Here is a 22,093-nt window from a genome sequence, read left to right as displayed (position 1 = left end):
CAAGGAATAAGACGATGGCATTGAAGCCAAGATCGGCCGCCGAGGGAAAGGCCCGCGATCTCGGGCTCGCGCTGGCCCGCCTCGCCGAGGCGGACGGGACGCCCGCCGATGTCGGGATCGACCGGCTGCGGCAAGCCAATCCCCGCCTGACGCCGCTGGCCATCGGCCAGATGGTGCGCAAGCATCGCGACATCATCGAGGAAACGCTGGTCGAGCGCGGATTGTCCCTGGTCGATTACGCCGACCAGGGCCCGGGGCGGGGAATGGAGTTCGCGGTCGAGGAGGCCGGCTGACGAGGCGTCCGTTTCAGAACCCGCGGCGGCCGCGCGGCCGTCCGGCGAGCAGCAGGGCCGCCGCGGCCCCGAGCCCCAGGACGGCGCCCGCCGATGCGAGCGGGTGCAAGCTCGCACGGGTGTAGGCGCTGGTGCGCTGGACGTAGACCGGCGGATCGCCGCGCTCGCGCCCGGCCTCCTGCGGGGCGTGCAGGGCGCCGTTCGGCTTCCGGGGTGGCTGGGACCGCTTCTGCAGCGCGATGATGGCGGGGGCGAGTTCGTCGTAGGCGCCGGGCGCGAACTCCTTGCTCATCACGAACAGCTTGCCGCCGCCGCCGACAAAGATGTCGCGCTGGGGATGGACCGCGGCGTGGAGAATGGCGTTGGCCACCTCGCTCGGAGGATAAATCGGCGGCGGCAGCGTCGGCTCGCGGTCCATGTAGTTGCGCGCCCGGCTCGGCAGCGGCGTGTCGATGGAAGCCGGCTTGATCAGGGTGACCGAGACGGGTGCACCCTCGGCGATCAACTCCATGCGCAGCGTATCCGTGAAGCCCTTCACCGCGTGCTTCGAGGCGGCGTAGAGGCCCTGGAACGGGAAGGCGAGGTCGGAGGCGATGCTGCCGACATTGATGAGGGCGCCGCCGCGCTGCCGCAGATGCTCGGCCGCGATGAGCGAGCCGTTCACCGTGCCCCAGAAATTGGTCCGGATCAGCCGCTCGTGATCCTCTTGCGAAATCTCGCGCAGGGGGCCGTAGACCGTGAGCCCGGCAACGTTCACCCAGGTGTCGAACCCGCCGAAGGTGGCGACCGCCTTGTCGGCGATGGCCTGCACGTCCTCCCGCCGACCGACATCGGCCACCACGGAGACGGCACGGGGACCGAACTCGTCCGCCAGCTTCGTCAGGGCGTCCTCGCTGCGCGCCGCCAGGACGACCCGGGCGCCGCGCTGCACGGCCATGCGGGCGGTGGCCAGACCGATGCCGCTCGAAGCGCCGGTGATGACGAGGACCTGCTCGCGGAGGGGCTTGTGCTTCATGATCCGTCGCTCGTTGCCGCGCGCTCGCCTCGGAGCACCGGCAGGGCTACGCGTGAGCGCACCGAGATGTTTCGGCCTGCGCCGTTTTCGCGCGTCGGCAGCGGTCCATCGTGTGCCGGGATCAACCGGTCCGGTCGCGCGCTTTACGCTTCGGTCCCAGCGCATCCTCGCGGGGCGGAATAGGGCGACCAACACCTCGTAGAGCTAGCCGGCAGCGCGATGAGTGAGAACCACCTGACGCTCGAAGCACTTCGGAAGACGCCGCTTCCGATGCCGGAGGAGGGCGGCAAGGAGCAGCGCGGCACGGTGCTCGTGCTCGGCGGCTCGGCCGAGCTTCCCGGAGCGATCCTTCTGGCCGGGACCGCCGCCCTGCGCGCCGGCGCGGGACGCCTGCGGATCGCCACGGTGGAGAGCGTCGCGGTGGCAACCGCCGTCGCGCTGCCGGAAGCGCGGGTGATCGGCCTGCGCCAAACCAGCGGAGGCCAGATCGATCCGACCGAAGCGGCGCGTCTCCCGGCGCTCGCCCAACGCTGCGACGCGCTGCTGATCGGTCCAGGCCTCGGCCCCGGCGCGGCGACGGACGCGCTCGTGCTCTCCCTGCTGTCGGATGGGCCGCCCAAGCCCTGCGTGCTCGATGCCGGCGCCCTGAGCGGGCTCGGCGCCCATGCGGAGACGATGCGAGCCTGCGGCGGCCGGGGCGTAATCACCCCGCATGCCGGCGAAATGGCGCAGCTCCTCGGGATGGAGCGTGAGGCGGTCGAGGCGGACCCGCGCGGGGCCGCCGCCCGGGCCGCGGAACTGTTGGGCTGCGTGGTGATCATGAAGGGCGCGCGAAGCTGGATCGTGGACCCGGCCGGTGCGCACTGGCTCTATCCCGGCGGCGGGGTCGGTCTCGCGACCTCCGGCTCCGGCGACGTTCTGTCCGGGATCATCGGTGGCCTCCTCGCCCGAGGAGTCGGGGCGATGACGGCGGCGCTCTGGGGCGTCTACCTGCACGGTCAGGCCGGACGGCGCTTGGCGGCGCGCATCGGCCCGCTCGGCTTCCTTGCACGCGAACTCCCAGGCGAAGTGCCCACCCTTCTGCGCGAGTCGGCGACCGCAGCCTCGGCACCGGCGTAGCGGGGGCAGCGGGAACATCGCCGAAACCGGGCGGGTTCTTCCCCACCTCAGACGAGGAGGGCGGTCATGATGTCAGCGGAGCCTACGAAACCCGGAGACGATGCGCCCCCCGGCACGCCAGGCACGGGCGAGAACCTCTGCCCGCGCTGCAGCGGCAGCGGCCAGTTCGAGGCGAAGACCTGCCCGGATTGCAACGGGACCGGAAAGGTCGTCACCGGCATCGGCGGCGGCTGAACGCCGGGTGCGGCCGAGCGGTCCTCGCTCGGCCGGCAGCAGGGCCTCTCCGATATCGTGGGTGACCGGCTGAGGACGTAATCCGGGGTTTCCCCGGGCGTCCGCTCCCGTGCGATGATCGCGTTCGCGGAGTACGACTGACATGCACGACATCGGCGACGGTCACACCCATGACCATGACCCTCCCGCTCACGATCATGACGAGGGCGCAGCCGCACCCTGGAAGCATGACGGCGTGCGGGTTATCCCCGGCGATCGGCTCGACCCCAACACCGCCCAGACGCCCGGCATGTTCCGGCAGGCAGCGGTCAACGCTGCCCGAGTCGGCGCGCAGAAGATCTGGGCCGGCACGGTGGCGATCGAGCCCGACGCCAAGACCGGCGTGCATCACCACGGCGCGCTGGAGAGCGTGATCTACATCGTCTCGGGCCGCGCCCGGATGCGCTGGGGCGAGCGCCTGGAATACGTGGCCGAGGCTGGTCCCGGCGACTTCATCTTCGTGCCGCCCTACGTGCCGCACCAAGAGATCAACGCCTCCACCGACGAGCCCCTGCACTGCGTGCTGGTGCGCTCCGACAACGAGGCAGTGGTGGTCAACCTGCCCGATATCGAGGCGGCCGAGCAGCCCGAGACCGTCTACTGGGTCGATCCGATCCACAAGCAGCCGTGACCGCCCCGAATCGATCGCGCTCCCACCCGCCGAGAAAATCGCGCTGCGCGGGAGGCGGCAGGACGCGCGGCGACAGCCTGTCACGCCGAAACCATCGCACGCGCTGGCGTTCTCCTCTCAGGCAGAAGCGGGAGGCCGACATGGAAGGCGGGATGGTTTGGCTCGGCATCATTGCGGGCATCCTCGGGCTGAGTGGCCTCGGCTTCCTCTTCGCCTCCTGGGCCAAGGCGAGGCGGAAGCCGCGCTGACAGGCATGGACTGAGCCGGATTCATCGCCTGGCACGGCGATCCCTCGCGGATCGGCCCACGAGAGGGCCTCTGCGTGGGGTCAAGCTTATGAATTCAGGAACTCCCAGACCTTCGAGATGACGACCGACCCCTCGCCGACCGAGGCCGCAACCCGCTTGATCGAACCGGCGCGCACGTCGCCGACGGCGAAGATCCCGGGGCAGGACGTGGCGTAGGGCGAACCGCCGCCCATCACCTCACCCGTCCGGACGAACCCCTTCTCGTCGAGATCGACCAATCCCGACAGCCACCCGGTATTGGGCGCGGCACCGACCATGATGAAAACCGCGCAGGCCGGCACGGTTTGGCTGGTGCCGTCGGCGGTCGTGCGGATCGTCACGGCTTCCAGGCGATCCGCGCCGTGCAGCGCGATGAGTTCCGAGCCGTATTCGATGGAGATGGCCGGGTCCGCCGCCAGCCGGCTCGACAGATAATTGGACATGGAGGCGGCGAGCGAGTGGCCGCGCACCAGCAGCCGGACGCGGCTCGCCGACCGGCTGACATACATCGCCGCCTGTCCGGCCGAATTGCCGCCGCCGATCACGAGGGCCTCGGCTCCGCGGCAATGGCGCGCCTCGTTCTCGGTCGCGGCGTAGTAGACCCCGCCGCCCTCGAAATGCTCCAGACGATCGATCGGGAGACGCCGGTACTGGACACCCGTGGCGACCACCACCGCCCCGGGGGCGCTGGCGATGTTCTCCCTCAGCGTGGGCTTGTTCTTCGCGATCCCGCTCGTCACTCTCATCTTCGCGCGCCTCGTCTTCAAGGAGCCGTTGCCGTCAGCGCAGAGGCCGACGCTGATGATCCTGATGGCTCCCTTCGCCGTCGGCTTCTCCAGCTACGTCGCGACGCTCGGCGCAATCGACGCGTTCGCGGCGGCTCTGTTCTTCATCGCGCTGTTCGTCCTGATCGTCCTGGCCAATCGTCTGCGCGACCTGCCGCGCTGCTGTCCATTCCGGGTCTCATGGTGGGCCGTCAGCTTTCCCCTCGCGGCCGTCGCCGTCGCCGGCTTGCGTGTCGCGAGGCCCAGCGTAGCAGCGCCCGTAACACCACGGTCTCACCGCGCTGGCGGCTCAGGGACGGTGCGGATCGCCTCACAGGTCGGCGCAGACGATGTCCGTCTCGTTCGTACTCGATATGCGTGATGAGCTTGCCGGGACCTTCGGTCCAGTAGGTGCGCCGCCATTCCGCGTAGCGCTCCAGATCCGTCTCGGTGACCGCGTCAACCGGCTTGTCGCCGAAATAGCCGATGAAGTAGCGGCGAATCACTGCGGGCTCGCTCTTGCCCTGGTCGGCTCGCCGCTCCCCTCGCTCCACCTCGCGCAGGATCTGAGCGATATACGCCTCGGCCACGCTGTCGAAGGTGTGGGTTTTGGCCGTGAGCCCCTGCTTGGCTCGGTAGATGGCCTCGTACCAGATGGCCTCGGCCTTGCGCTCGGCCTCTCTGCGGTCATCGGTGTCGAGGGAGCGCTTGAACTGCCCCTGGCCCTTGATGCTGAAGCGCACCTGCCACCGGGTGCTGCCGGCGCGCTTGAACAGCTGGAAGCGCTCGCCTGGGGCGTCTGCAGGGGTGCTCACGATGCGGCCCTGTCTGGTTACTGCGGTGCGAGGGACTGCGCTAGAAGTGCGCTAGGCTGCTTCTTGAGCCCCCAGCAAACCGTTACGACCGCACGATAATTTTTTCGGGTGCGCTAGCGCTGTTCTAGGATTTAAAGCCGAAATTCGCAGCGGACAAGCCAAAGAAAAAGCCCCGCTAAGTGCTTAGCAGGGCTTCGAAAAATGATGGTAGCGAGGGAGGGATTTGAACCCCCGACACAAGGATTATGATTCCTCTGCTCTAACCAGCTGAGCTACCCCGCCACGTTCGGAGACGGCGCCCGCTGCGGCGCCGGCCGATGGCCGCGGTATAGGGAGAACGGTGCGGAGGTGTCAACGGTCTGTTGGACCTCCGGCACCGCTTCTCCTCGTCAGAGCGTCGTACCGAAGATCTGGGCGACCTGGGGGATGTCCTTGTCGCCGCGGCCGGAGAGATTCAGCACCATCAGATGCTCCGCCGGCTTGGTCGGCGCGATCTCCAGCACCTTTGAGAGAGCGTGGGCCGGCTCGAGCGCCGGGATGATGCCCTCGAGCGCGGAGCACAGCTTGAAAGCGTCCAGGGTCTCCGCGTCCGTGGCCGAGAGATAGGTCACGCGGCCCATCTCGTGCAGCCACGCGTGCTCCGGCCCGATGCCGGGATAGTCGAGGCCGGCCGAGATCGAGTGCGCGTCGGCGATCTGGCCATCCTCGTTCATCAGGAGATAGGTGCGATTGCCGTGGAGCACGCCCGGACGGCCGCCGGTGAGGGAAGCGGCGTGCAGCCCACTCTGGACGCCGTGCCCGGCCGCCTCGACGCCGTAGATCTCCACCTCCCGGTCGTCGAGGAAGGGGTGGAACAGGCCCATCGCGTTCGAGCCGCCGCCGATGCAGGCGATGAGCGAGTCCGGCAGGCGGCCCTCCATCTCCAGCATCTGCCGCTTGGTCTCGATGCCGATCACCGACTGGAAGTCGCGCACCATGGCCGGGTAGGGGTGAGGCCCCGCCACCGTGCCGATGCAGTAGAACGTGTCGGCGACGTTGGTGACCCAATCGCGCAGCGCCTCGTTCATCGCGTCCTTCAAGGTGCGGGTGCCGGACTGGACCGGGATCACTTCGGCGCCCAGCATCTTCATGCGGAAGACGTTCGGGGCCTGCCGTTCCACGTCGACGGCGCCCATGTAGACGACGCATTTGAGACCGAAGCGGGCGCAGAGCGTCGCGGTGGCGACGCCGTGCTGGCCCGCCCCCGTTTCGGCGATGATCCGCGGCTTGCCCATCCGGCGGGCCAGCAGGATCTGGCCCAGCACGTTGTTCACCTTGTGCGAGCCGGTGTGGTTCAGTTCCTCGCGCTTGAAGTAGATCTTCGCGCCACGCCCCGCCGGGGCTTGGGCGCGCAGGTGCTCGGTCAGGCGCTCGGCGTAGTAGAGCGGACTCGGACGGCCGATATAGTGGGTGCCGTAGGATTCCATCTCCGCTTTGAAGGACGGATCGGCCTTGGCCTCGGTATAGGCCTGCTCCAGATCGAGGATCAGCGGCATCAGCGTCTCGGCCACGAACCGGCCGCCGAAGATACCGAAGCGGCCGCGCTCGTCCGGCCCGGTGCGGAAGGAATTGGGAGCGGGGCTAAGCGTCACGGGGACGTGTCCTTCGCGAAGGTCTGTCGTTGGCTTGCGTGCTAGACCCATGGGACGACGGCCGCAATGCGGCACAGCCGGACAAACGCGCGCAAACGATCGAGGCGGTTGAAGCCGCCAGGAGCTCAGGCGGGCTTGCGCGCGGCGGTGACGAAGGCCGCGATCCGCGCCGGATCCTTCTCGCCCGGGCGTATCTCGACGCCGGAGGAGACGTCGACGGCCGTCAGTCCGGTGCACGCCAGGGCCGCCGCGACGTTGTCGGCATGGAGGCCCCCGGACAGCATCGTACCGGTCGGCAGCACGGCCGCCTTCAGGAGATCCCAATCGAACGAGCGCCCGTTCCCGCCGGGTAGATCGGAGCCGGGGGGGGCCTTGGCGTCGAGCAGGAGCCGGTCGGCGACGGCCGCGTAGGCGGGGAGGGGGGCGAGATCCGCGGCGCAGGCGACGCCGAGAGCCTTCATGACCGGGCGTCCGGTCCGCTCGCGGATTTCGGCCACCCGCTGGGGCGTTTCGCGGCCGTGGAGCTGGATCAGATCAGGGTCGAGCGCTTCGAGTGCCGCGGCGACCAGGGCATCGTCCGGATCGACAAGCAGGACGACGCGCTCCGCCCGCCCCCGCGCTTGGCGGGCGAGGCGGCCTGCGTCGTCCAGGGAGACGTGCCGAGGGCTCCTGGGAAAGTGGACGAAGCCGACGAGGTCGGCGCCCGCGTCGAGCGCCGCGTCGAGCGTCGCGGCACTGCTCAATCCGCAGATCTTGACGCGTACGCTCGACATGTGAGGACCCGCTCCCGTTACCGGGCGGCCGCCGGCGCCGGGAGTGCCGCTTGGCCCGAGACCCGGCCGTAGCCCGGCTCGGCGCCCGGCGTACCGAAGGTCTTGAGTTCGGCCGCCTCCTTGGCGAAGCGGTCGGCCTCGCGGCGATGATAGCGCGCCAACCGGCGGGTCTTGCTCTGGCTCATCCAGCTTCCCACCCCACCGACCAGGATGCCGAGCGCCACGGCGCCGAACAGGACGGCGTAGAGCGGCAGCACGACGCTGAACAGCGGCTCGGGCGAGAACGGATCGAGGGACAGGGTGACGGGTTCGCGGTTCGCGACCGCGAGCAGCACGACCACCACCGCGACCGGCAGGAGCACCAGCGCTTTCAGGAAACGGATCATCAACAAGGTCTCCGATGGACGGGACGGGCCTTCGACCGGTCCGGACGGGATCGGTCGTCCGAGACCCACGGGACCGCCGAGGGGCATTCGAGGTTCGAAAGCAAGGATTTAGTGCGAACCGGCCCCGCCGTCACGCTCTCCGGCGAGCGTGAAGCCGTTCAGGCACCCGGTTGTTCCTCGCCGATGCCGGCCCGGTTCAGGCGCAGGCGCATTTCCTTGCCGGTCTTGAAGACGGGGATCGCCTTCTCCGACACGGCGACGGACTCGCCGGTGCGGGGATTGCGCCCGCGCCGGGCCTCGCGGCGCTTGACCGAAAAGGCGCCGAAGCCGCGCAGCTCGACCCGGTCGCCCTGGGCCAGGGCGTCGGTGATGGTGTCGAGGATCGCGTTGACGAGGGTCTCGACGTCGCGCTGGTAGAGATGGGGATTCTGCTCGGCGATCTTGAGCACGAGTTCCGACTTGATCATGCGGCTCTCTTCCGAATGCGGTGCGGGCGCGGCCTCGTCTGCCTCAGGGCGCCGGGCGCCAGACGGCCATGAGCCCACCCTCGGCGAGCCCCGCGGTCTCGGCCTCGAGCGCGCGCAGGCGGGCGGCCAGACCGTCGAGCCCGAGGAGATCGGCCCCGATGCCGAGCGACGACCACAGCTTGAGGCCGCCCTCGGCCTTGGGCTTCCAATCCTTCACCGGAAGATCCTTGGGGACCTTGCGCTCCGTCTCGAGCCACGCGACTGCCTGACGTTCGCCGCCGAGCTCGTCCACGAGCTTGAGCGGAACGCTCTGCCGGCCGCTGAAGACACGCCCGTCGGCGACGGCCGAGAGCTGCTGCTCGTTCATGCCGCGCCGCTCGGCCACCAGACCCTTGAACCAGCCGAAGGTGTCCATCACGATCGAGGAGAGCGCCGCGCGCGCCTCCGGCGAGGTCGGGCTGAAGCCCGAGGGCTCCGCCTTGAGGGGCGAGGATTTCACGGCCTCGACCTTCACGCCGACCTTGTCGAGCAGGCCGGACACGTCGGGATACTGGAACAGCACGCCGATGGAGCCGACGAGCGCCGTCTCCCGGGCGACGATGTGGTCGGCGGCGATCGCCGTGATGTAGGCGCCCGAGGCCGCCGTGCCGTCGACGAAGGCGACCATCGGCTTCTTCTCGGCCAGCGCGCGCAGGTTGCGGTAGAGTTCCTCCGACCCCGTCGTCGTGCCGCCGGGCGAGGAGATCGAGACCACCACGCCCTTGACCGAATCGGCCTTGGCCACGCGCTCGATCAGCTTGCGGGTGGACTCGCTGCCGGCGATGAAGCCGCCGATCGAGATCCGGGCGATCTGGTTTTCCGTGGCGGGAAACAGCCGGCCCTCGCCGACCCGCGCCCGGTAGCCGACCGCGCCGACCGCGAGGATGACGGCGCCGATGCCGAGCACGCGCCACAGGGTCAGCTTGCGGCGCAAGCGGCGGCGGTCGATGAGAAGCTCGGCGTCTGCAGCCATCCGACGGTGCACTCCCTCAAAGCTCCGGCCTCGGCGGGCCGGTTCCGATCGACGCCGCGGATGCGGCGGCACGACGGGGCTACGCCCGCGGGGGGCCGCCATCGTCTCGCCGCGCGCTGGCCTCGGCCGGCACCCCGTCATTTACGGGAATCGGCGGATGCTCCCGCCGGATCAGGGCTGTGTTCTATCGCCTGCCGCGCCGCACGGGCAAGATGCTCCCGGCAAACAAGAACTCCGCGGCGTTCGGGCGAAAAGCCGCCTGGACGAGGGACGCCCGGACAAACGAAACGCCCGCGCGGGATCTCCCCCGCGCGGGCGTCGGACGAAAGTCGGGATCGGGCGCGGTTTCCCGCGCCCGGAGCGGCGAGGACTACTCCTCGTCGCCACCCTTCTTCTTGTTGAAGGCGGCGCCCAGGATGTCGCCGAGCGAGGCACCCGAATCGGCCGAGCCGAACTGGGCCATCGCCTCCTTCTCCTCAGCCACCTCGAGCGCCTTGATCGAGACCTGCACGCGGCGGGCCTTGCGGTCGAACTGGACGACGCGGGCGTCGAGCTTCTCGCCGGCAGCGAAGCGCTCGGGGCGCTGGTCACCACGGTCGCGGGCGAGTTCGGCCCGGCGGATGAAGGTCTGCATGTCGGTGTCGACGAGCTTCACCTCCAGGCCCGAATCCTTCACCTCGACGACCTCGCAGGTGACGATCTGGCCCTTCTTGATCTCGCCGGCTTCCGCGAAGGGATCGCCGCCGAGCTGCTTCACGCCGAGCGAGATGCGCTCCTTCTCGACATCGACGTCGAGAACCTGGGCGCGGACCATGTCGCCCTTCTTGAACTCCTCGATGACCTGCTCGCCGGGACGGTTCCAGTCGAGATCCGACAGGTGGACCATGCCGTCGACATCGCCCTCGAGGCCGATGAACAGGCCGAACTCGGTCTTGTTCTTGACCTCGCCCTCGACCTCGGAACCGACCGGGTGCTTCTCGGCGAAGGCCTCCCACGGGTTCTGCAGGGTCTGCTTGAGGCCGAGCGAGATGCGGCGCTTGACCGAATCGACTTCCAGGATCTGCACCTCGACCTCCTGAGAGGTGGAGACGATCTTGCCCGGATGGACGTTCTTCTTGGTCCAGCTCATCTCCGAAACGTGGATCAGGCCCTCGATCCCCGGCTCCAGCTCCACGAAGGCGCCGTAATCGGTGATGTTGGTCACGCGGCCCTTGAGCTTGGCGCCCTCGGGGTAGCGGGCGGCGATGCCCTCCCACGGATCGGCGAGCAGCTGCTTGATGCCGAGCGAGATGCGGTGCGTCTCGTGGTTGATCTTGATGATCTTGACCTTGACCGTCTGGCCGATGGTCACGACCTCGGACGGGTGGTTCACGCGGCGCCACGCCATGTCGGTGACGTGCAGCAGGCCGTCGATGCCGCCGAGATCGACGAAGGCGCCGTACTCGGTGATGTTCTTGACGACGCCGTCGATGACCTGACCTTCCTCAAGGTTGGCCACCAGCTCCGAGCGCTGCTCGGCGCGGCTCTCCTCAAGGACGGTCCGGCGCGACACGACGATGTTGCCGCGGCGGCGATCCATCTTGAGGATCTGGAACGGCTGGGGCGTGCCGAGCAGCGGGGTCACGTCGCGCACCGGGCGAATGTCGACTTGGCTGCGCGGCAGGAAGGCCACGGCGCCGTCGAGATCGACGGTGTATCCGCCCTTGACCTGGTTGAAGATCGTGCCGGTGACACGCTCGTTGGCCTCGAAGGCCTTCTCGAGCTTGACCCACGATTCCTCGCGGCGCGCCTTGTCGCGCGAGATGACGGCCTCGCCCAGCGCGTTCTCGATGCGGTCGACGTAAACCTCGACCTCGTCGCCGACCTTGAGCTCGCCCTCGCGGCCCGGGCCGGTGAATTCCTTCAGGGGCACGCGCCCCTCGGTCTTGGCACCGATATCGATGACGGCGACATCTTTCTCGATGCCGACGACGGTACCCTTGACGACCGAGCCCTCGGTGATCTCGTGCTGGAGGAAGGATTCCTCGAGCAGGGCCGCGAAATCTTCGCGAGCCGAGGGGCTTACGTTCAGACCAGCAGACATTCTCTCTCCTGAATGGCCCCGTTCCGGGACCCGCGTCGACGGCTCGTGTTGCGAAAACCCCCGTCACCGCCGCCCGCCGGATGGACGATCCGGTCGGGCTCGCCTCCTCTCGGAGGGCCGACGCATGCTGGATAAGCGATGGTCGAGGGCCGATCTCCCTAACGATGCGGCCGTCGGGCACGGGTGCCCGAATCCTGACGATACCGATGGGGAAATCGGTGTGAGCGATAACGGATACAGTGTCCGGACGCAACGTGCCGCCGCGAAGGATCGCGTCCGGCCGGACGTTGCCTCCGCCAGATCAACCCGGAGGCGCGTTTTCAGGCGGTCGGGGCGCCCGGCCGGGTGAGGGCGTAGAGGGTGATCGCGGCGGCGTTCGAGACGTTGAGGCTGCGGATCGCGCCCACGGCGTCGATGCGCACCAGCAGATCGCAGCACTCGGTGGTGCGCTGGCGCAGTCCCTTGCCCTCGGCGCCCAGCACGAGCACCGCCGGGCGTCGGGGCGTGACCGTGTCGAGGGGGATGCCGGCCTCCGAGTCGAGCCCGATCCGGGTAAAACCGCGCTCGCCGAGGGTGATGAGCGCCTCGGCGAGATTGCGCACGACCACCAGGGGCACGTGCTCCAGGCCGCCGGAGGCGGATTTGGCGAGCACGCCGGTGGCGTTCGGCGAGTGACGCGCCGTCGTGACGATAGCGGTAACGCCGAAGGCGGCGGCCGTGCGCACGATAGCGCCGACATTGTGCGGATCGGTGATCTGGTCGAGGGCCAGCAGCAGCGCATCGTCCGGCATCGCGTCGAGCGCGGGGGCCTCGAGGTGCTCGGCCTCGGCGTAGAGGCCCTGATGCACGGCGTCGGGGCCGAGCAGCCGATCGATCGCGCTCGGACGCACGATCTCCGGCTCGATCGGAAGCTCGGCCAGCGTCTCCTTCAGCCGGGCGAGCGCGTTCTCGGTGGCGAGCAGGCGATGGAAGCGACGGCCGGAATTCGCCAGCGCCTGCGAGACCGGGTGCCAGCCGTAGAGCACCACGTGGTCGTGACCTTCCCGCGCGGCGGGTCCCGGCCGCTGCTGCATCCGTGGGCGTGGCCGAAATCCGTGCGGCTTGAATCCGGGCGGCTTGGCCGGGCCGTCGCGCGGCGGAGTCATGGGCTTGTCTTTCGCGATGGGAGGTGTCGAAGCGGAAGAACCGGCCGGATCGCCCCGCGTCAAGCCGTGAAATGATGGCCAGAGACCGTTGCCGCGCGCCCAGAACCCGACTATAGCACCGGTCGCCGCCGGACAGCGCCCTTCGTCTATCGGTTAGGACGTCAGCCTTTCACGCTGAAAAGGCGGGTTCGATTCCCGCAGGGCGCGCCAATCCCCCTTCCGAGTCAGTTCGTCCGATCGAGGCTCCTCCGCCTCCGATTCGATCACGACGTATCTCGAAGCGATGGTCGGCAGAGCGACGGTCGATCTCCGCCGACCGGTGCGGGTGTCATCGCCGCGAATTGCGGCTAGAGTCGCGTGCGCGATCCGCGTGTCCGCCCACCGGTGCTTTTCATGGACGCCCATTCCGCGAAACTGGCGAGCGCTCGGGCTCGATTGCTGGCCGTGACATCGCTCGACGAGATGGTTTCGGCGCTGAATGCGACCGGCCGCGAGATTGCAGGATCGGACGGCATCGCCGTGGTGCTGCGAAGCGGCGGCTTCTGCCACTACGTGGCGGAGGACGCGATCATGCCGTTGTGGCGCGGCAGCCGGTTCCGCCTGGAGGAATGCATCTCCGGTTGGGCGATGCTGAACGGGCGCGCGGCGGTCGTGCCCGATGTCTGGAGCGACCTGCGCGTCCCCGTCGCCGTCTACAAGTCCAGCTCGGTGCGAAGCCTCGTCATGACGCCGATCGGAACGCCCATCCCGGTCGCGGCCCTCGGTGCCTATTGGTGCGCCTCGGTCGAGCCGGATGACGGCACGGTGCGGCGCCTGCAGGCGCTCGCCGACATGGCCACCGAAGCGCTGACCCGGCTGCAGCCAAGCACCTGCGCGGCCTAAGCGCCCTCGGGAAGCCGACCCGGCAACCCGTATGACTGACACTTCAGACCGGCTCGCGCCCGGCCCGGGGGTGCGGTGGAGCGCAGGCGTCAAACCGCCAGCCGCGCCACCGTCGCCGCCGCATCGAACTCCGCTCGGCGCAGAGCGAGGCGGGTTTCGGCCTCCGCGTCGCGGCCCCAGACCGCGGCTTGGTAGCTTTCGTCCACATGCGCGGCGTCCCAGGCCTGCGCCGCGTCCAGGCGTCCGTGGAGGACGGCGAGGGCGATGATGAGGGAGCCGCCGAGCGTCGTCAGCGCATGCAGGGCCGCGAGCCGGTACGGATCGTCCACCGCCTCGATCGCCGCGCGCAGGGCTGCCACCGAGCCCTCGGGCTGCGCCACGTGCATCACACCCTCGGCGAGGAACAGCCGCGCGCCGAACGCGTCCGCGGCCCAGGCGACCAGCGGATCCCAGGCGGCCGCCTGCTCTGCGACGAGCCGATCCGGCGCGTCGGCGCGATAGGCGATGAGGTCGGTGCCGGCATAAGCGGCCAGATCCTCGGCCACCTCCGCCCGGCGATCCACCACGCCGTCGATCGTCGTGTTGACGAGGCGGGTCAGCGGCATGGTGCGCGGATCGATCTCCGTCTCCTGCGCGGCCCATTCGGCGGCCAGAGCGTCGCCCAGGGCGGCGGTCGGCACCGCCAGCGGCCGGCGGCCCGGCGTGTTGGCGCCGCGCCCGTCCAGCACCAGCCGGAAACCGCCCTCGGTCTCGGCGATTCCGGCCTGCGCGTAGAACCGCTTGGGCAGGGCCGGCCCCGTGCTGGCCCGGGCGGCGCGGACCGGGTCCGGGCTCGAATCATTGCCGGGCTCGCCCAGCCAGTCGCGGGAGACGTCGTCGCCTGAAGTGCTCATGACTTGCAGATAAGGCCTCGCGCACGGCCGCGCGAGTCCGGGCGAGTCACGGGGCTCAGGCTCACGCGCCCGGAGGCAATTCGAGATTCTCCGCGACGGGGCCGGGCCGCGCCTCGTCGAGGGGCCCGGAGAACAGGTCGCTGAGCGAGGTTGCGGATTCGACCACGGTGACCGCGCCGGCGCCGAACAGGGCGCCGGGTGCATGATAGCCCCAGGCGACGCCGATCGCGGCCACGCCCGCACTGCGGGCCATCATCATGTCGTAGGTCGTGTCGCCGATCATTACGGTCATGCCCGGCTCGGAGCCGGCCTCGGCCATGGCCTGGAGCAGCATGGCCGGATCGGGCTTGGAGGGGGCGTCGTCGGCGGTCTGGATCGTCGCGAACCAATTCTCCCAGCCGTGCTTGTCCACGAGATGATCGACGCCCCGGCGCGACTTGCCCGTGGCGATTCCGAGCTGGATATCCTCGCGGCCGTGCAGCCGTGCCACCAGCTCCGCCATGCCGGGGAAGAGCGGCTCCTCGTAATCGGGATCGATCCGCAGCGCCTGGAAGGCCTTGCGGTAGCTGTGCGAGAGCGATTCGATCGGCCCCGCCTCGCCGACGAGGCGGCGGAACGCGTCCGGCAGCGACAGTCCGACCACGGAGAGCGCCTCCTTGCGCGGGGGCGCCTGCAGGCCGTGCTCGGAAAAGGCGCGCCGCTGCGCCTCGACGATGAGGTGCTGGCTGTCGACGAGGGTGCCGTCGACGTCGAAGACGACGAGCTTGAGCACGGAGGGGGCGATCCGAGCGCTCAAGGCCGGCGAGCGGGCGACGGCGCGGAGGCCGGGCGCCGCTCGTAGCCGAGCCGGCAACGGACGAGGAAACGCCGGCGCGCGCCGCCGGACAGCCGCCGCCGGTGGGATTCGCGGTTGCAGGCGGCGTAGGAGGTGCGACGCCTCCGTTCGAGCGCCCGCGCGCCCGGCGCAGGTGGACGGGGAGAGGCCGCCGGAGCCGGCGAAGCAGGCGCGCGCGGAGGGACGGCCGAATTCGGCGGCGAGGGGGCGGCGGGAGCCGTCGTCTGTGCCGGTCCGGCCTCGCCCGGCGGCGCGGCGTCGGCCGGCGCGGCGAGGCAGAGCAGACCGGCAAGCGCGACGGACGACAGCGTGACGGGCCTCATGCGAACCTGACCTCGTTCCACAGAACCGGTGACGGGAGACGAAAGACGGCGTGTCGGGACCGATAAGACCATTCCGCCCCGCCCTCGTCCACGCGGTATCCTCGCGCCGCAAGAGCTAAGGCGTGACGCCGGCTTTCCAAGGCGCGCCCTTTGTCGCCGAAGCACCGTGCGTGCCGGTTCAGGCTTCCGGCGCCTCGACGATCGGATCGTAGCGGGCGGCGTCGAAACCGAGCAGGTTCCAGCTCTGCGCCATGTGCGGCGGCAGCGGGGCGCTGACGTCGACGGGCCGGCCGGTGCGCGGATGCGGAATCACGATGCGCCGGGCGAGCAGGTGCAGGCGATTCTGGATGCCGCCGGGCAGCTCCCAGTTCTCGACATCGAAGTATTTCGGGTCGCCGACGATGGGGTGACCGATATGCGCGGCGTGGGCGCGAAGCTGGTGCGTCCGCCCCGTGACCGGCTTGAGCGAGAGCCATGCGAGCTTCTGCGCCGCCTGATCGACGGTGGCATAGTAGGTGAGGGCGTGGCTCGCTCCGTCGTCGCCGTGCTGAGCGACGCGCATGCGCGCATCCGCATCGGTCGGCTCGTCCTTGACGAGGTAGGTCGAGATCCGGCCCTGGCGTGTGCGCGGCACGCCGGCCACCAGCGCCCAGTAGATCTTGCGCGCGGCGCGCGAGCGGAACGACTTGGCGAGCGTCGCGGCGGCCAACCGCGTCTTGGCGACGATGAGGCAGCCGGCAGTGTCCTTGTCGAGGCGGTGGACGAGGCGCGGGCGCTGGCCGTCCGGTCCGGTCAGAGCGTCGAGCAATCCGTCCACGTGGCGCACGGTGCCCGAGCCGCCCTGCACCGCCAACCCGAAGGGCTTGTTGAGGATCATCATCTCCGCGTCCTCGTAGAGGATTAGCGAGCGGATGAAGTCGGCGTCTCCCGCGGCCTTTGCCGCGCTGCGGGGGCGGTCGGTCGGCTGGTCGAGCTTGAGCGGCGGCACCCGCACGCTCGCCCCCGGCTCCAGGCGGTCGTTCGGCTTGGCGCGCTTGCCGTCCACGCGCAGTTCGCCCTTGCGCACGATGCTTTGCACGCGGGTGAAGGGAAGCTGGGGAAAGCGCGCGCTCAGAAAGCGGTCGATGCGCATGCCCGCCTCATCGGGCGCGACCGTCAGCGTCTGCACGCCGCTCGCCAGCGTGGCCGAGGCGGCGGCGCGCTGCTCCCGCCGGGTCGGACCCTCGGGCGGGGGAGGGGCCTGCACGGACGGCTTTCCGCTCCGGGGGCGAGGCGCCTCCGCCCGCGGCTTTGTCACGCGCTTCGGTGCCGGCGCCAGCTCCGGAGTCCCGGAGGCGTTCCAGGGCGAGCGCTCAGCGGCATCGTCGCCGCGGTTGCGGGCGGCGCGCTGGGCGGCGTCGAGGGCGGAGCTGCGCGGTCCGGTTCCGGCGCGCTGCGTGAACCCGCCGGCCTTCGGCCCGCCGGGCCCGCGCCTGGCTCCGGATCCGCGATGTGGAGGACGTCCCTTCATGAGCCGCTGCTATCACTCTGAGGGGACGACGCAAAGCACGACGGCCGATCACACGCCAAAACCCGGTTCGCCGGGCCCTGCGCACCGCCGGGATCGCTCCCGCGCCGACCGACTCAGCGTGCGAGGCGCGCCGCCTCGAGGGTGAGCCCGAGTCCGACCGAGCCGAAGGTGTCGCCGTCGACGACGCGCGCGCCGGGCACGCAGGCCGTCAGCGCGTCGCGGACATGCGGCAGGCCGGTCGAGCCGCCGGTGAGGAACAGCGCGTCGATCCGGTCGGCCGAGAGCCCCGCCTGATCCAGGCAGCTCTCGATGCGCCGAGCCATGCGGCGGGCCAGATCGTCGGTATGGCCGGCCAGACGCGCCCGATCGACCTCGGCCGCGAGACCCGCTTCGACCCAATCCAGATCGACGGTGCCGGCGCCCGCGTCGGAGGCGGCGATCTTGGCGCCCTCCACCGCCATGGCGAGCGAGTGGCCGCGCTCGGCCTCCACCACGGAGCGCAGGCGTGTCACCAGTTCCGGCCGCGCCGCGTCGCGAACCACCTCGTCGATCTCGCGCAGGGTCTTCGCGTTGTAGAGCCGGTTGATGCTCGACCACGTCGCGAGGTCGTGGAAATAAACGTTCGGCACCGCCAGATCCGCCCGCTTCATCGGGCTGCCCAAGCCCAGCAGCGGCATCACCGCGCCGAGGCTCAGGTTGCGGTCGAAATCGGTGCCGCCGATGCGCACGCCGTCATTGGCCAAGATGTCCTCGGCCCGCTCGTCGCGCCGATGGCGCTCGGGCGAGAGCCGCACGATGGAGAAATCCGAAGTGCCGCCGCCGATATCGGCAATCAGCGCGATCTCCTCCCGCGTCACGCTTCGCTCGTAATCGAGGGCGGCGGCGATGGGCTCGTACTGGAAGCGCACGTGGCGGAAGCCGATTCCTTCGGCGATCCGACGCAGCGTATCCTCGGCCTTACGGTCGGCGGCCGGGTCGTTGTCGACGAAGTGTACCGGTCGGCCGTGCACCACCGTGTCGAGTTCCTCGCCGGCCTCGGCCTCGCCCCGCGCCTTCACCTGGGTAAGGTAGCGGGCGATCACGTCGCGGAAGCGGATGCGCTCGCGCCCGACCGGCGTCGTCTCCTCGATCAGGGGCGAGCCCAGCACCGACTTGAGCGCCCGCATCAGCCGGCCCGGCGTGCCCTCGACATAGGCCTCGATCGCCGCGCGCCCGATCTGCGCCTCGCGTCCGGGCGCGAAGAAGATCGCGCTGGGCAGGGTGCGGTGGCGATCCTCCAGGGGCACGAGCACCGGACGGTCGCCCGTGCCGATGCCGAGGGTGGTGTTGGACGTGCCGAAATCGAGGCCGCAGGCCGCCATGGGACCGGATCGCTTGGTTCTTGTCGGGGAGGGCGGCCCCGTTAAGGCGCCGCGCCCGCACATGCAATCCCCGATCCGCGCTCAAGCCGCCGTTCACGCCTCGCCGAGGTAACGCCGCCGCAGATGCGCGAGGAAATCGGCCGCACCGAGCGGCCTGCCGACGGCCGCGACGAGGAGTTCGTCCGTCTCCAGCAGGCTCCCCCGGGCATGAACGGTTTCGAGCAGCCAGCTGCGCAGCTGCGCGAAATCGCCCCGCGTCAAGCCTGAGCGGATCCCGGGATGGCGCGCATTCGCTGCCGTGAAGAGCTGCGCGGCGGCCAGCGCTCCGAGCGTGTAGGTCGGAAAATAACCGAAGCTGCCGCCGGGCCAGTGGATGTCCTGAAGGCAGCCGCGCCGGTCGTCCGGTACGCTGATCCCGAGCAGTTCCCTCATGCCGTCGTTGAAGGCGCCGGGCAGATCGACCACGGCGAGGTCGCCCGCGATCATCGCCGTCTCCAGGCGGTAGCGCAGCAGGATATGGGCCGGATAGGTCACCTCGTCCGCATCCACACGGATGAAGCCGGGTTCGACCCGGGTGTAGAGGCGGTGCAGGTTCTCGGGTTCCCAGGCCGGCCCCCGACCGCCGAAGGCGTCGCGCAGGACCGGGGCGAGATAGGCGCAGAACTCCGCCGAGCGGCAGGCCTGCATCTCCACCAGCAGCGACTGGCTCTCGTGCAGGCTCATGCCCCGCGCCTGTCCCACCGGCTGGTGACGCCAGGCGGCCGGGCGGCCCTGCTCGTAGATCGCGTGGCCGGTCTCGTGCAGCACGCCCATCAGGGCGCCGGTGGCGCTCGCCTCGTCGTAGCGGGTGGTGATGCGGACATCGTCGGTGGCGCCGCCGCAGAACGGGTGCAGGCTCACGTCGAGCCGGCCGCGCTCGAAGTCGAACCCGACCGCCCGCATCAGCCGCAGGCCCAGTTCGCGCTGGATTGCGACCGGGAACGGTCCCGGCAGGGGCAGGGGCGCGGCCTCCGCCGCCTGCCGCTCGCGGATGGCGGCCACGAGATCCGGCAACGTGCTGCGCAACTCGGAAAAGATCGGGTCGATGCGGGCCCGCCGCATGCCGGGATCGTACCCGTCGAGCAGCGCGTCGTAGGGCGCGAGTTGGAGTGCCGCCCCTTTGGCCTCGCCAACGGCGCGCTGCAGCCGCAGCACTTCTTCCAAGTGCGGGCGCAGCCGCGGGAAGTCGGAGTCGCGCCGCGCCTCGCGCCAGACCATCTCGCAGCGCGTGGCCGCCTTCGAGGCCGCCGCGACGAGATCGCCCGGGACGGCCGAGGCATGCGCGTAGGCGCGGCGCATCTCGCGCAGGTTCGCCCGCTCCCATTCGCCGAGCCCGCTTTCCGCCTCCGCCGCCGCAATCCGCTCCGCGTTGCGCGGATCGGTCAGGATCTCGTGGGCGAGCACCCGCAGCACCGCCAGCTGCTCGCCGCGGGCCTCGGAGGCGCCGTCGGGCATCTGGGTCTGCGTGTCCCAGCCGAGGATGCCGCTCGCATCCTCCAGCGCGCCGAGGCGGGCGAAGGTTTTCGCGAGCGTCGTGTAGGCCTGCATGGTCGGTCGGTGTCCCTGGATGAGTGGGGGATCGTCTATTCCTCGCCGCGCCGCTCCTGGCGCAGCCGCTCCCAGTAGGCGAGGCGTTCGCGGTAGCGGGTCTCCATGCCCCGGTCGGTCGGCTCGTAGAAGTGCTGGCGCCCGAGCGCCTCCGGCCAGTAATCCTGGCCTGAAAAGGCGTCCGGCTCGTCGTGGTCGTAGCGGTAGCCCTCGCCGTAGCCGATGCGCTTCATCAGCCCCGTGGGTGCGTTGAGGATGGTGCGCGGCGGCGCCAGCGAGCCGGCGGCCTTCGCCGCACGGGTGGCGGCCTTGTAGGCGGCATAGATCGCGTTCGATTTGGGAGCGCAGGCGAGATAGACCGTGACCTGGGCCAGCGCCAGCTCGCCCTCTGGGGAACCCAGGAAGTCGAAGGCATCCTTGGCCGCGTTGGCGACGACGAGCGCCTGCGGGTCGGCCAGCCCGATATCCTCCACCGCCATCCGCACGAGGCGCCGGGCGATGAAGAGGCGATCCTCGCCCGCGTCCAGCATCCGGCAGAGATAGTAGAGCGCCGCGTCCGGATCTGAGCCGCGCACGGTCTTATGCAGGGCGGAGATGAGGTTGTAGTGGCCCTCCTGCGCCTTGTCGTAGATCGGCGCGCGGCGCTGCACGAGGGTCTGCAGCGTCTCGGCATCGAGGATCTCGCCGGGACGTGCCGAGCGCCAAACCTCCTCCGCCAGCGTCAGCGCGGCCCGCCCGTCGCCGTCGGCCATGCGGATCAGCGCGGCGCGCGCCTCCTCGTCGAGGGGCAGGGGCGTGCCTTCCAGCTCCTCGGCCCGCGCGAGCAGCCGGGCGAGCGCGCCGGGGTCGAGGGCGCGAAACAGCACCACCCGGGCGCGGGAGAGCAGCGCCGCGTTGAGTTCGAAGGAGGGATTCTCCGTCGTCGCGCCGACGAGGGTGACGGTGCCGTCCTCCATCACCGGCAGGAAAGCGTCGAGCTGCGCCCGGTTGAAGCGGTGGATCTCATCGACGAACAGCAGCGTGCCCTGGCCCGTCGCGCGCCGCTTGCGCGCCGCCTCGAACACCTTCCGCAAGTCGGCGATACCGGAGAAGATCGCCGAAATCTGCTCGAAATGCAGGGCCGTCTCGTGGGCGAGCAGCCGCGCCACGGTGGTCTTGCCCGTGCCGGGCGGTCCCCAAAACACCAGCGAGCCGAGCGAGCGGGAAGCGAGCAGCCGGGTCAGCGCTCCGTCCGGTCCCGTCAGGTGCTCCTGCCCTACGACCTCGGCGAGGCGGCGCGGGCGCAGGCGATCCGCAAGCGGTCGGGGCGCGCCCGTTTCGAGGCCAGCGGAGGCGAAGAGATCGGACATGGCCGGCATGAACACCGCCGCCCCACCCGTGGGCAAGAGCCCCTGCATCGCACCCGCAAATCTTGCATGAAGCCGGCTTGTGGGGCCGCCGGCCGCGTGCTAGGGCGCATCCCGTCGTCACGACACCTCTGCGGAGAGGTGGCAGAGCGGTTGAATGCACCGCACTCGAAATGCGGCATGGGTGCAAGCCCATCGGGGGTTCGAATCCCCCCCTCTCCGCCACTTGGTTTTTTTGTATAAACTCAGTCACATAGCTGCCGGATTGTGCAACGTTTTGTAGCGACGTTGTGGTACAGATGGTGTAGCCCGACGCCGCTCCGACGGGCCTGTGGTTGGTTGGCAACTCGGCTTGACCGTTGACGCTTAGTTCGCGATCCACGACCGATGGGTTCCCTGGCTCTCCTGCCCCTTTCTCGCTTGCTGCCTGCAGCGCGGCTCAGCCGCCGGGTGTAACCATGACGGGCATCGATCCCGGCCAGCATAGCCGCGATCTCGCGGCGTGCGACCGCGTGCGCTACACGGGCTAGTACAGCTTCATCGAGGTAGGCAAACTGCTTATGATTTGCATGATACGGAAGGGCTACAAGGACTGGTGGCGAACTGAGCGTTCTTACGGGTGATGTTCCGGAAGACGTCAGATGTCAGGCAGCGGTCGTTTC

The 22,093-nt window shown here is 69.8% G+C and carries 20 protein-coding genes, 3 tRNA genes and 2 pseudogenes; 8 read left to right on the top strand and 17 right to left on the bottom strand.

The genetic code is table 11. The annotated features are described in order from the left end of the window. Positions 1-14 precede the first annotated feature (14 nt). Positions 15-293 (top strand): adenylosuccinate synthase, encoded by a 279-nt coding sequence (locus tag BY998_RS16060; protein WP_110352620.1) that lies wholly within the window; start codon positions 15-17, stop codon positions 291-293. Positions 294-306: 13 nt separating this feature from the next. Here BY998_RS16060 and BY998_RS16055 read toward each other — a convergent pair whose 3' ends face one another. Next, positions 307-1,308, bottom strand: coding sequence for an SDR family oxidoreductase (locus BY998_RS16055; protein WP_110352619.1), 1,002 nt, complete (start codon positions 1,306-1,308; stop codon positions 307-309). A 219-nt stretch (positions 1,309-1,527) separates the two neighbouring features. Here BY998_RS16055 and BY998_RS16050 point away from each other — a divergent pair, with 219 nt between their 5' ends. From BY998_RS16050 to BY998_RS16045, 3 genes are all read left to right on the top strand, one after another. Further along, positions 1,528-2,427: an NAD(P)H-hydrate dehydratase gene (locus BY998_RS16050; RefSeq protein WP_110352618.1), complete on the top strand. Its 900-nt coding sequence runs from the start codon at positions 1,528-1,530 to the stop codon at positions 2,425-2,427. A gap of 66 nt (positions 2,428-2,493) precedes the next feature. Continuing rightward, positions 2,494-2,661: a hypothetical protein gene (locus tag BY998_RS24430; RefSeq protein WP_181425538.1), complete on the top strand. Its 168-nt coding sequence runs from the start codon at positions 2,494-2,496 to the stop codon at positions 2,659-2,661. A 142-nt stretch (positions 2,662-2,803) separates the two neighbouring features. After that, entirely contained in the window at positions 2,804-3,331 is a 528-nt protein-coding gene (locus BY998_RS16045) for a cupin domain-containing protein (protein ID WP_110352617.1), read from the top strand. Between the two features lie 334 nt (positions 3,332-3,665). On the opposite strand, the pseudogene BY998_RS16040 reads toward BY998_RS16045, so the two are convergent. Then, positions 3,666-4,295, bottom strand: a pseudogene (locus tag BY998_RS16040) (NAD(P)/FAD-dependent oxidoreductase); the annotation flags it as partial. Positions 4,296-4,305: 10 nt separating this feature from the next. Here BY998_RS16040 and BY998_RS16035 point away from each other — a divergent pair. Then, positions 4,306-4,641: pseudogene (locus BY998_RS16035) on the top strand (C4-dicarboxylate ABC transporter); the annotation flags it as partial. On the opposite strand, the gene BY998_RS24770 reads toward BY998_RS16035, so the two are convergent. The 9 genes from BY998_RS24770 to rlmB all read right to left on the bottom strand — a co-directional run bounded on the left by BY998_RS24770 (position 4,595) and on the right by rlmB (position 12,694). Next, the gene (locus BY998_RS24770; RefSeq protein WP_245421619.1) at positions 4,595-5,197 is read right to left on the bottom strand and encodes a hypothetical protein; all 603 of its coding nucleotides are present in this window, start codon (positions 5,195-5,197) and stop codon (positions 4,595-4,597) included. The pseudogene BY998_RS16035 and the gene BY998_RS24770 overlap by 47 nt on opposite strands. Before the next feature lie 205 nt (positions 5,198-5,402). After that, positions 5,403-5,479 (bottom strand) — tRNA-Met (locus BY998_RS16030). A 107-nt stretch (positions 5,480-5,586) separates the two neighbouring features. Beyond that, positions 5,587-6,828, bottom strand: coding sequence for a tryptophan synthase subunit beta (gene trpB / locus BY998_RS16025; protein ID WP_110352615.1), 1,242 nt, complete (start codon positions 6,826-6,828; stop codon positions 5,587-5,589). A gap of 125 nt (positions 6,829-6,953) precedes the next feature. Next, entirely contained in the window at positions 6,954-7,601 is a 648-nt protein-coding gene (locus BY998_RS16020; protein WP_110352614.1) for a phosphoribosylanthranilate isomerase, read from the bottom strand. A gap of 17 nt (positions 7,602-7,618) precedes the next feature. Continuing rightward, entirely contained in the window at positions 7,619-7,987 is a 369-nt protein-coding gene (locus BY998_RS16015; protein ID WP_110352613.1) for a LapA family protein, read from the bottom strand. Positions 7,988-8,145: 158 nt separating this feature from the next. Next, a complete protein-coding gene (locus tag BY998_RS16010) occupies positions 8,146-8,454 on the bottom strand; it encodes an integration host factor subunit beta (RefSeq protein WP_110352612.1) in 309 nt (102 codons plus the stop codon). Positions 8,455-8,497: 43 nt separating this feature from the next. Next, positions 8,498-9,466, bottom strand: coding sequence for a signal peptide peptidase SppA (gene sppA, locus BY998_RS16005; protein ID WP_110352611.1), 969 nt, complete (start codon positions 9,464-9,466; stop codon positions 8,498-8,500). 370 nt (positions 9,467-9,836) lie between these two features. Continuing rightward, complete coding sequence (gene rpsA, locus BY998_RS16000; RefSeq protein WP_110352610.1) at positions 9,837-11,549, bottom strand: 30S ribosomal protein S1; 1,713 nt, start codon at positions 11,547-11,549, stop codon at positions 9,837-9,839. A 320-nt stretch (positions 11,550-11,869) separates the two neighbouring features. Continuing rightward, complete coding sequence (rlmB, locus tag BY998_RS15995; RefSeq protein ID WP_110352609.1) at positions 11,870-12,694, bottom strand: 23S rRNA (guanosine(2251)-2'-O)-methyltransferase RlmB; 825 nt, start codon at positions 12,692-12,694, stop codon at positions 11,870-11,872. 135 nt (positions 12,695-12,829) lie between these two features. On the opposite strand from rlmB, the gene BY998_RS15990 reads away from it, so the two are divergent. Then, positions 12,830-12,904, top strand: a tRNA-Glu gene (locus tag BY998_RS15990). A 183-nt stretch (positions 12,905-13,087) separates the two neighbouring features. After that, complete coding sequence (locus tag BY998_RS15985) at positions 13,088-13,576, top strand: GAF domain-containing protein (protein ID WP_110352608.1); 489 nt, start codon at positions 13,088-13,090, stop codon at positions 13,574-13,576. Positions 13,577-13,665: 89 nt separating this feature from the next. On the opposite strand, the gene BY998_RS15980 is transcribed toward BY998_RS15985, so the two are convergent. The 6 genes from BY998_RS15980 to BY998_RS15950 all read right to left on the bottom strand — a co-directional run bounded on the left by BY998_RS15980 (position 13,666) and on the right by BY998_RS15950 (position 21,434). Beyond that, positions 13,666-14,469 carry an ATP12 family protein gene (locus BY998_RS15980; RefSeq protein WP_110352607.1) on the bottom strand — a complete coding sequence of 268 codons (804 nt, stop codon included), beginning with the start codon at positions 14,467-14,469 and terminating at the stop codon, positions 13,666-13,668. Between the two features lie 61 nt (positions 14,470-14,530). Next, on the bottom strand, positions 14,531-15,241 hold the full coding sequence (locus tag BY998_RS15975) for an HAD-IA family hydrolase (RefSeq protein ID WP_110352606.1): 711 nt from the start codon (positions 15,239-15,241) through the stop codon (positions 14,531-14,533). 564 nt (positions 15,242-15,805) lie between these two features. Further along, a complete protein-coding gene (locus BY998_RS15965) occupies positions 15,806-17,137 on the bottom strand; it encodes an RluA family pseudouridine synthase (protein WP_110352604.1) in 1,332 nt (443 codons plus the stop codon). A gap of 113 nt (positions 17,138-17,250) precedes the next feature. Continuing rightward, positions 17,251-18,498 (bottom strand): Hsp70 family protein, encoded by a 1,248-nt coding sequence (locus BY998_RS15960; RefSeq protein WP_110352603.1) that lies wholly within the window; start codon positions 18,496-18,498, stop codon positions 17,251-17,253. Positions 18,499-18,591: 93 nt separating this feature from the next. Beyond that, on the bottom strand, positions 18,592-20,085 hold the full coding sequence (locus BY998_RS15955) for a carboxypeptidase M32 (protein WP_110352602.1): 1,494 nt from the start codon (positions 20,083-20,085) through the stop codon (positions 18,592-18,594). Positions 20,086-20,120: 35 nt separating this feature from the next. Beyond that, complete coding sequence (locus tag BY998_RS15950) at positions 20,121-21,434, bottom strand: replication-associated recombination protein A (RefSeq protein WP_110352685.1); 1,314 nt, start codon at positions 21,432-21,434, stop codon at positions 20,121-20,123. 132 nt (positions 21,435-21,566) lie between these two features. On the opposite strand from BY998_RS15950, the gene BY998_RS15945 reads away from it, so the two are divergent. Next, positions 21,567-21,656 (top strand) — tRNA-Ser (locus BY998_RS15945). Positions 21,657-22,093 lie beyond the last annotated feature (437 nt).

It is taken from the genome of Methylobacterium sp. B4 (assembly GCF_003201865.1).
Lineage (GTDB): Bacteria > Pseudomonadota > Alphaproteobacteria > Rhizobiales > Beijerinckiaceae > Methylobacterium.
Note: the sequence above shows the minus strand (reverse complement) of the source record. Positions and strands in the feature narration are given on the sequence as shown.

Bases quoted from the DNA above. Each gene is read 5' to 3' on its own strand.
- BY998_RS16060 (WP_110352620.1), top strand. From the start codon at position 15: ATGGCATTGAAGCCAAGATCGGCCGCCGAGGGAAAGGCCCGCGATCTC.
- BY998_RS16055 (WP_110352619.1), bottom strand. From the start codon at position 1,308: ATGAAGCACAAGCCCCTCCGCGAGCAGGTCCTCGTCATCACCGGCGCT.
- BY998_RS16050 (WP_110352618.1), top strand. From the start codon at position 1,528: ATGAGTGAGAACCACCTGACGCTCGAAGCACTTCGGAAGACGCCGCTT.
- BY998_RS24430 (WP_181425538.1), top strand. From the start codon at position 2,494: ATGATGTCAGCGGAGCCTACGAAACCCGGAGACGATGCGCCCCCCGGC.
- BY998_RS16045 (WP_110352617.1), top strand. From the start codon at position 2,804: ATGCACGACATCGGCGACGGTCACACCCATGACCATGACCCTCCCGCT.
- BY998_RS16020 (WP_110352614.1), bottom strand. From the start codon at position 7,601: ATGTCGAGCGTACGCGTCAAGATCTGCGGATTGAGCAGTGCCGCGACG.
- BY998_RS16015 (WP_110352613.1), bottom strand. From the start codon at position 7,987: ATGATCCGTTTCCTGAAAGCGCTGGTGCTCCTGCCGGTCGCGGTGGTG.
- BY998_RS16010 (WP_110352612.1), bottom strand. From the start codon at position 8,454: ATGATCAAGTCGGAACTCGTGCTCAAGATCGCCGAGCAGAATCCCCAT.
- sppA (WP_110352611.1), bottom strand. From the start codon at position 9,466: ATGGCTGCAGACGCCGAGCTTCTCATCGACCGCCGCCGCTTGCGCCGC.
- rpsA (WP_110352610.1), bottom strand. From the start codon at position 11,549: ATGTCTGCTGGTCTGAACGTAAGCCCCTCGGCTCGCGAAGATTTCGCG.
- rlmB (WP_110352609.1), bottom strand. From the start codon at position 12,694: ATGACTCCGCCGCGCGACGGCCCGGCCAAGCCGCCCGGATTCAAGCCG.
- BY998_RS15985 (WP_110352608.1), top strand. From the start codon at position 13,088: ATGGACGCCCATTCCGCGAAACTGGCGAGCGCTCGGGCTCGATTGCTG.
- BY998_RS15980 (WP_110352607.1), bottom strand. From the start codon at position 14,469: ATGAGCACTTCAGGCGACGACGTCTCCCGCGACTGGCTGGGCGAGCCC.
- BY998_RS15965 (WP_110352604.1), bottom strand. From the start codon at position 17,137: ATGAAGGGACGTCCTCCACATCGCGGATCCGGAGCCAGGCGCGGGCCC.
- BY998_RS15960 (WP_110352603.1), bottom strand. From the start codon at position 18,498: ATGGCGGCCTGCGGCCTCGATTTCGGCACGTCCAACACCACCCTCGGC.
- BY998_RS15955 (WP_110352602.1), bottom strand. From the start codon at position 20,085: ATGCAGGCCTACACGACGCTCGCGAAAACCTTCGCCCGCCTCGGCGCG.
- BY998_RS15950 (WP_110352685.1), bottom strand. From the start codon at position 21,434: ATGTCCGATCTCTTCGCCTCCGCTGGCCTCGAAACGGGCGCGCCCCGA.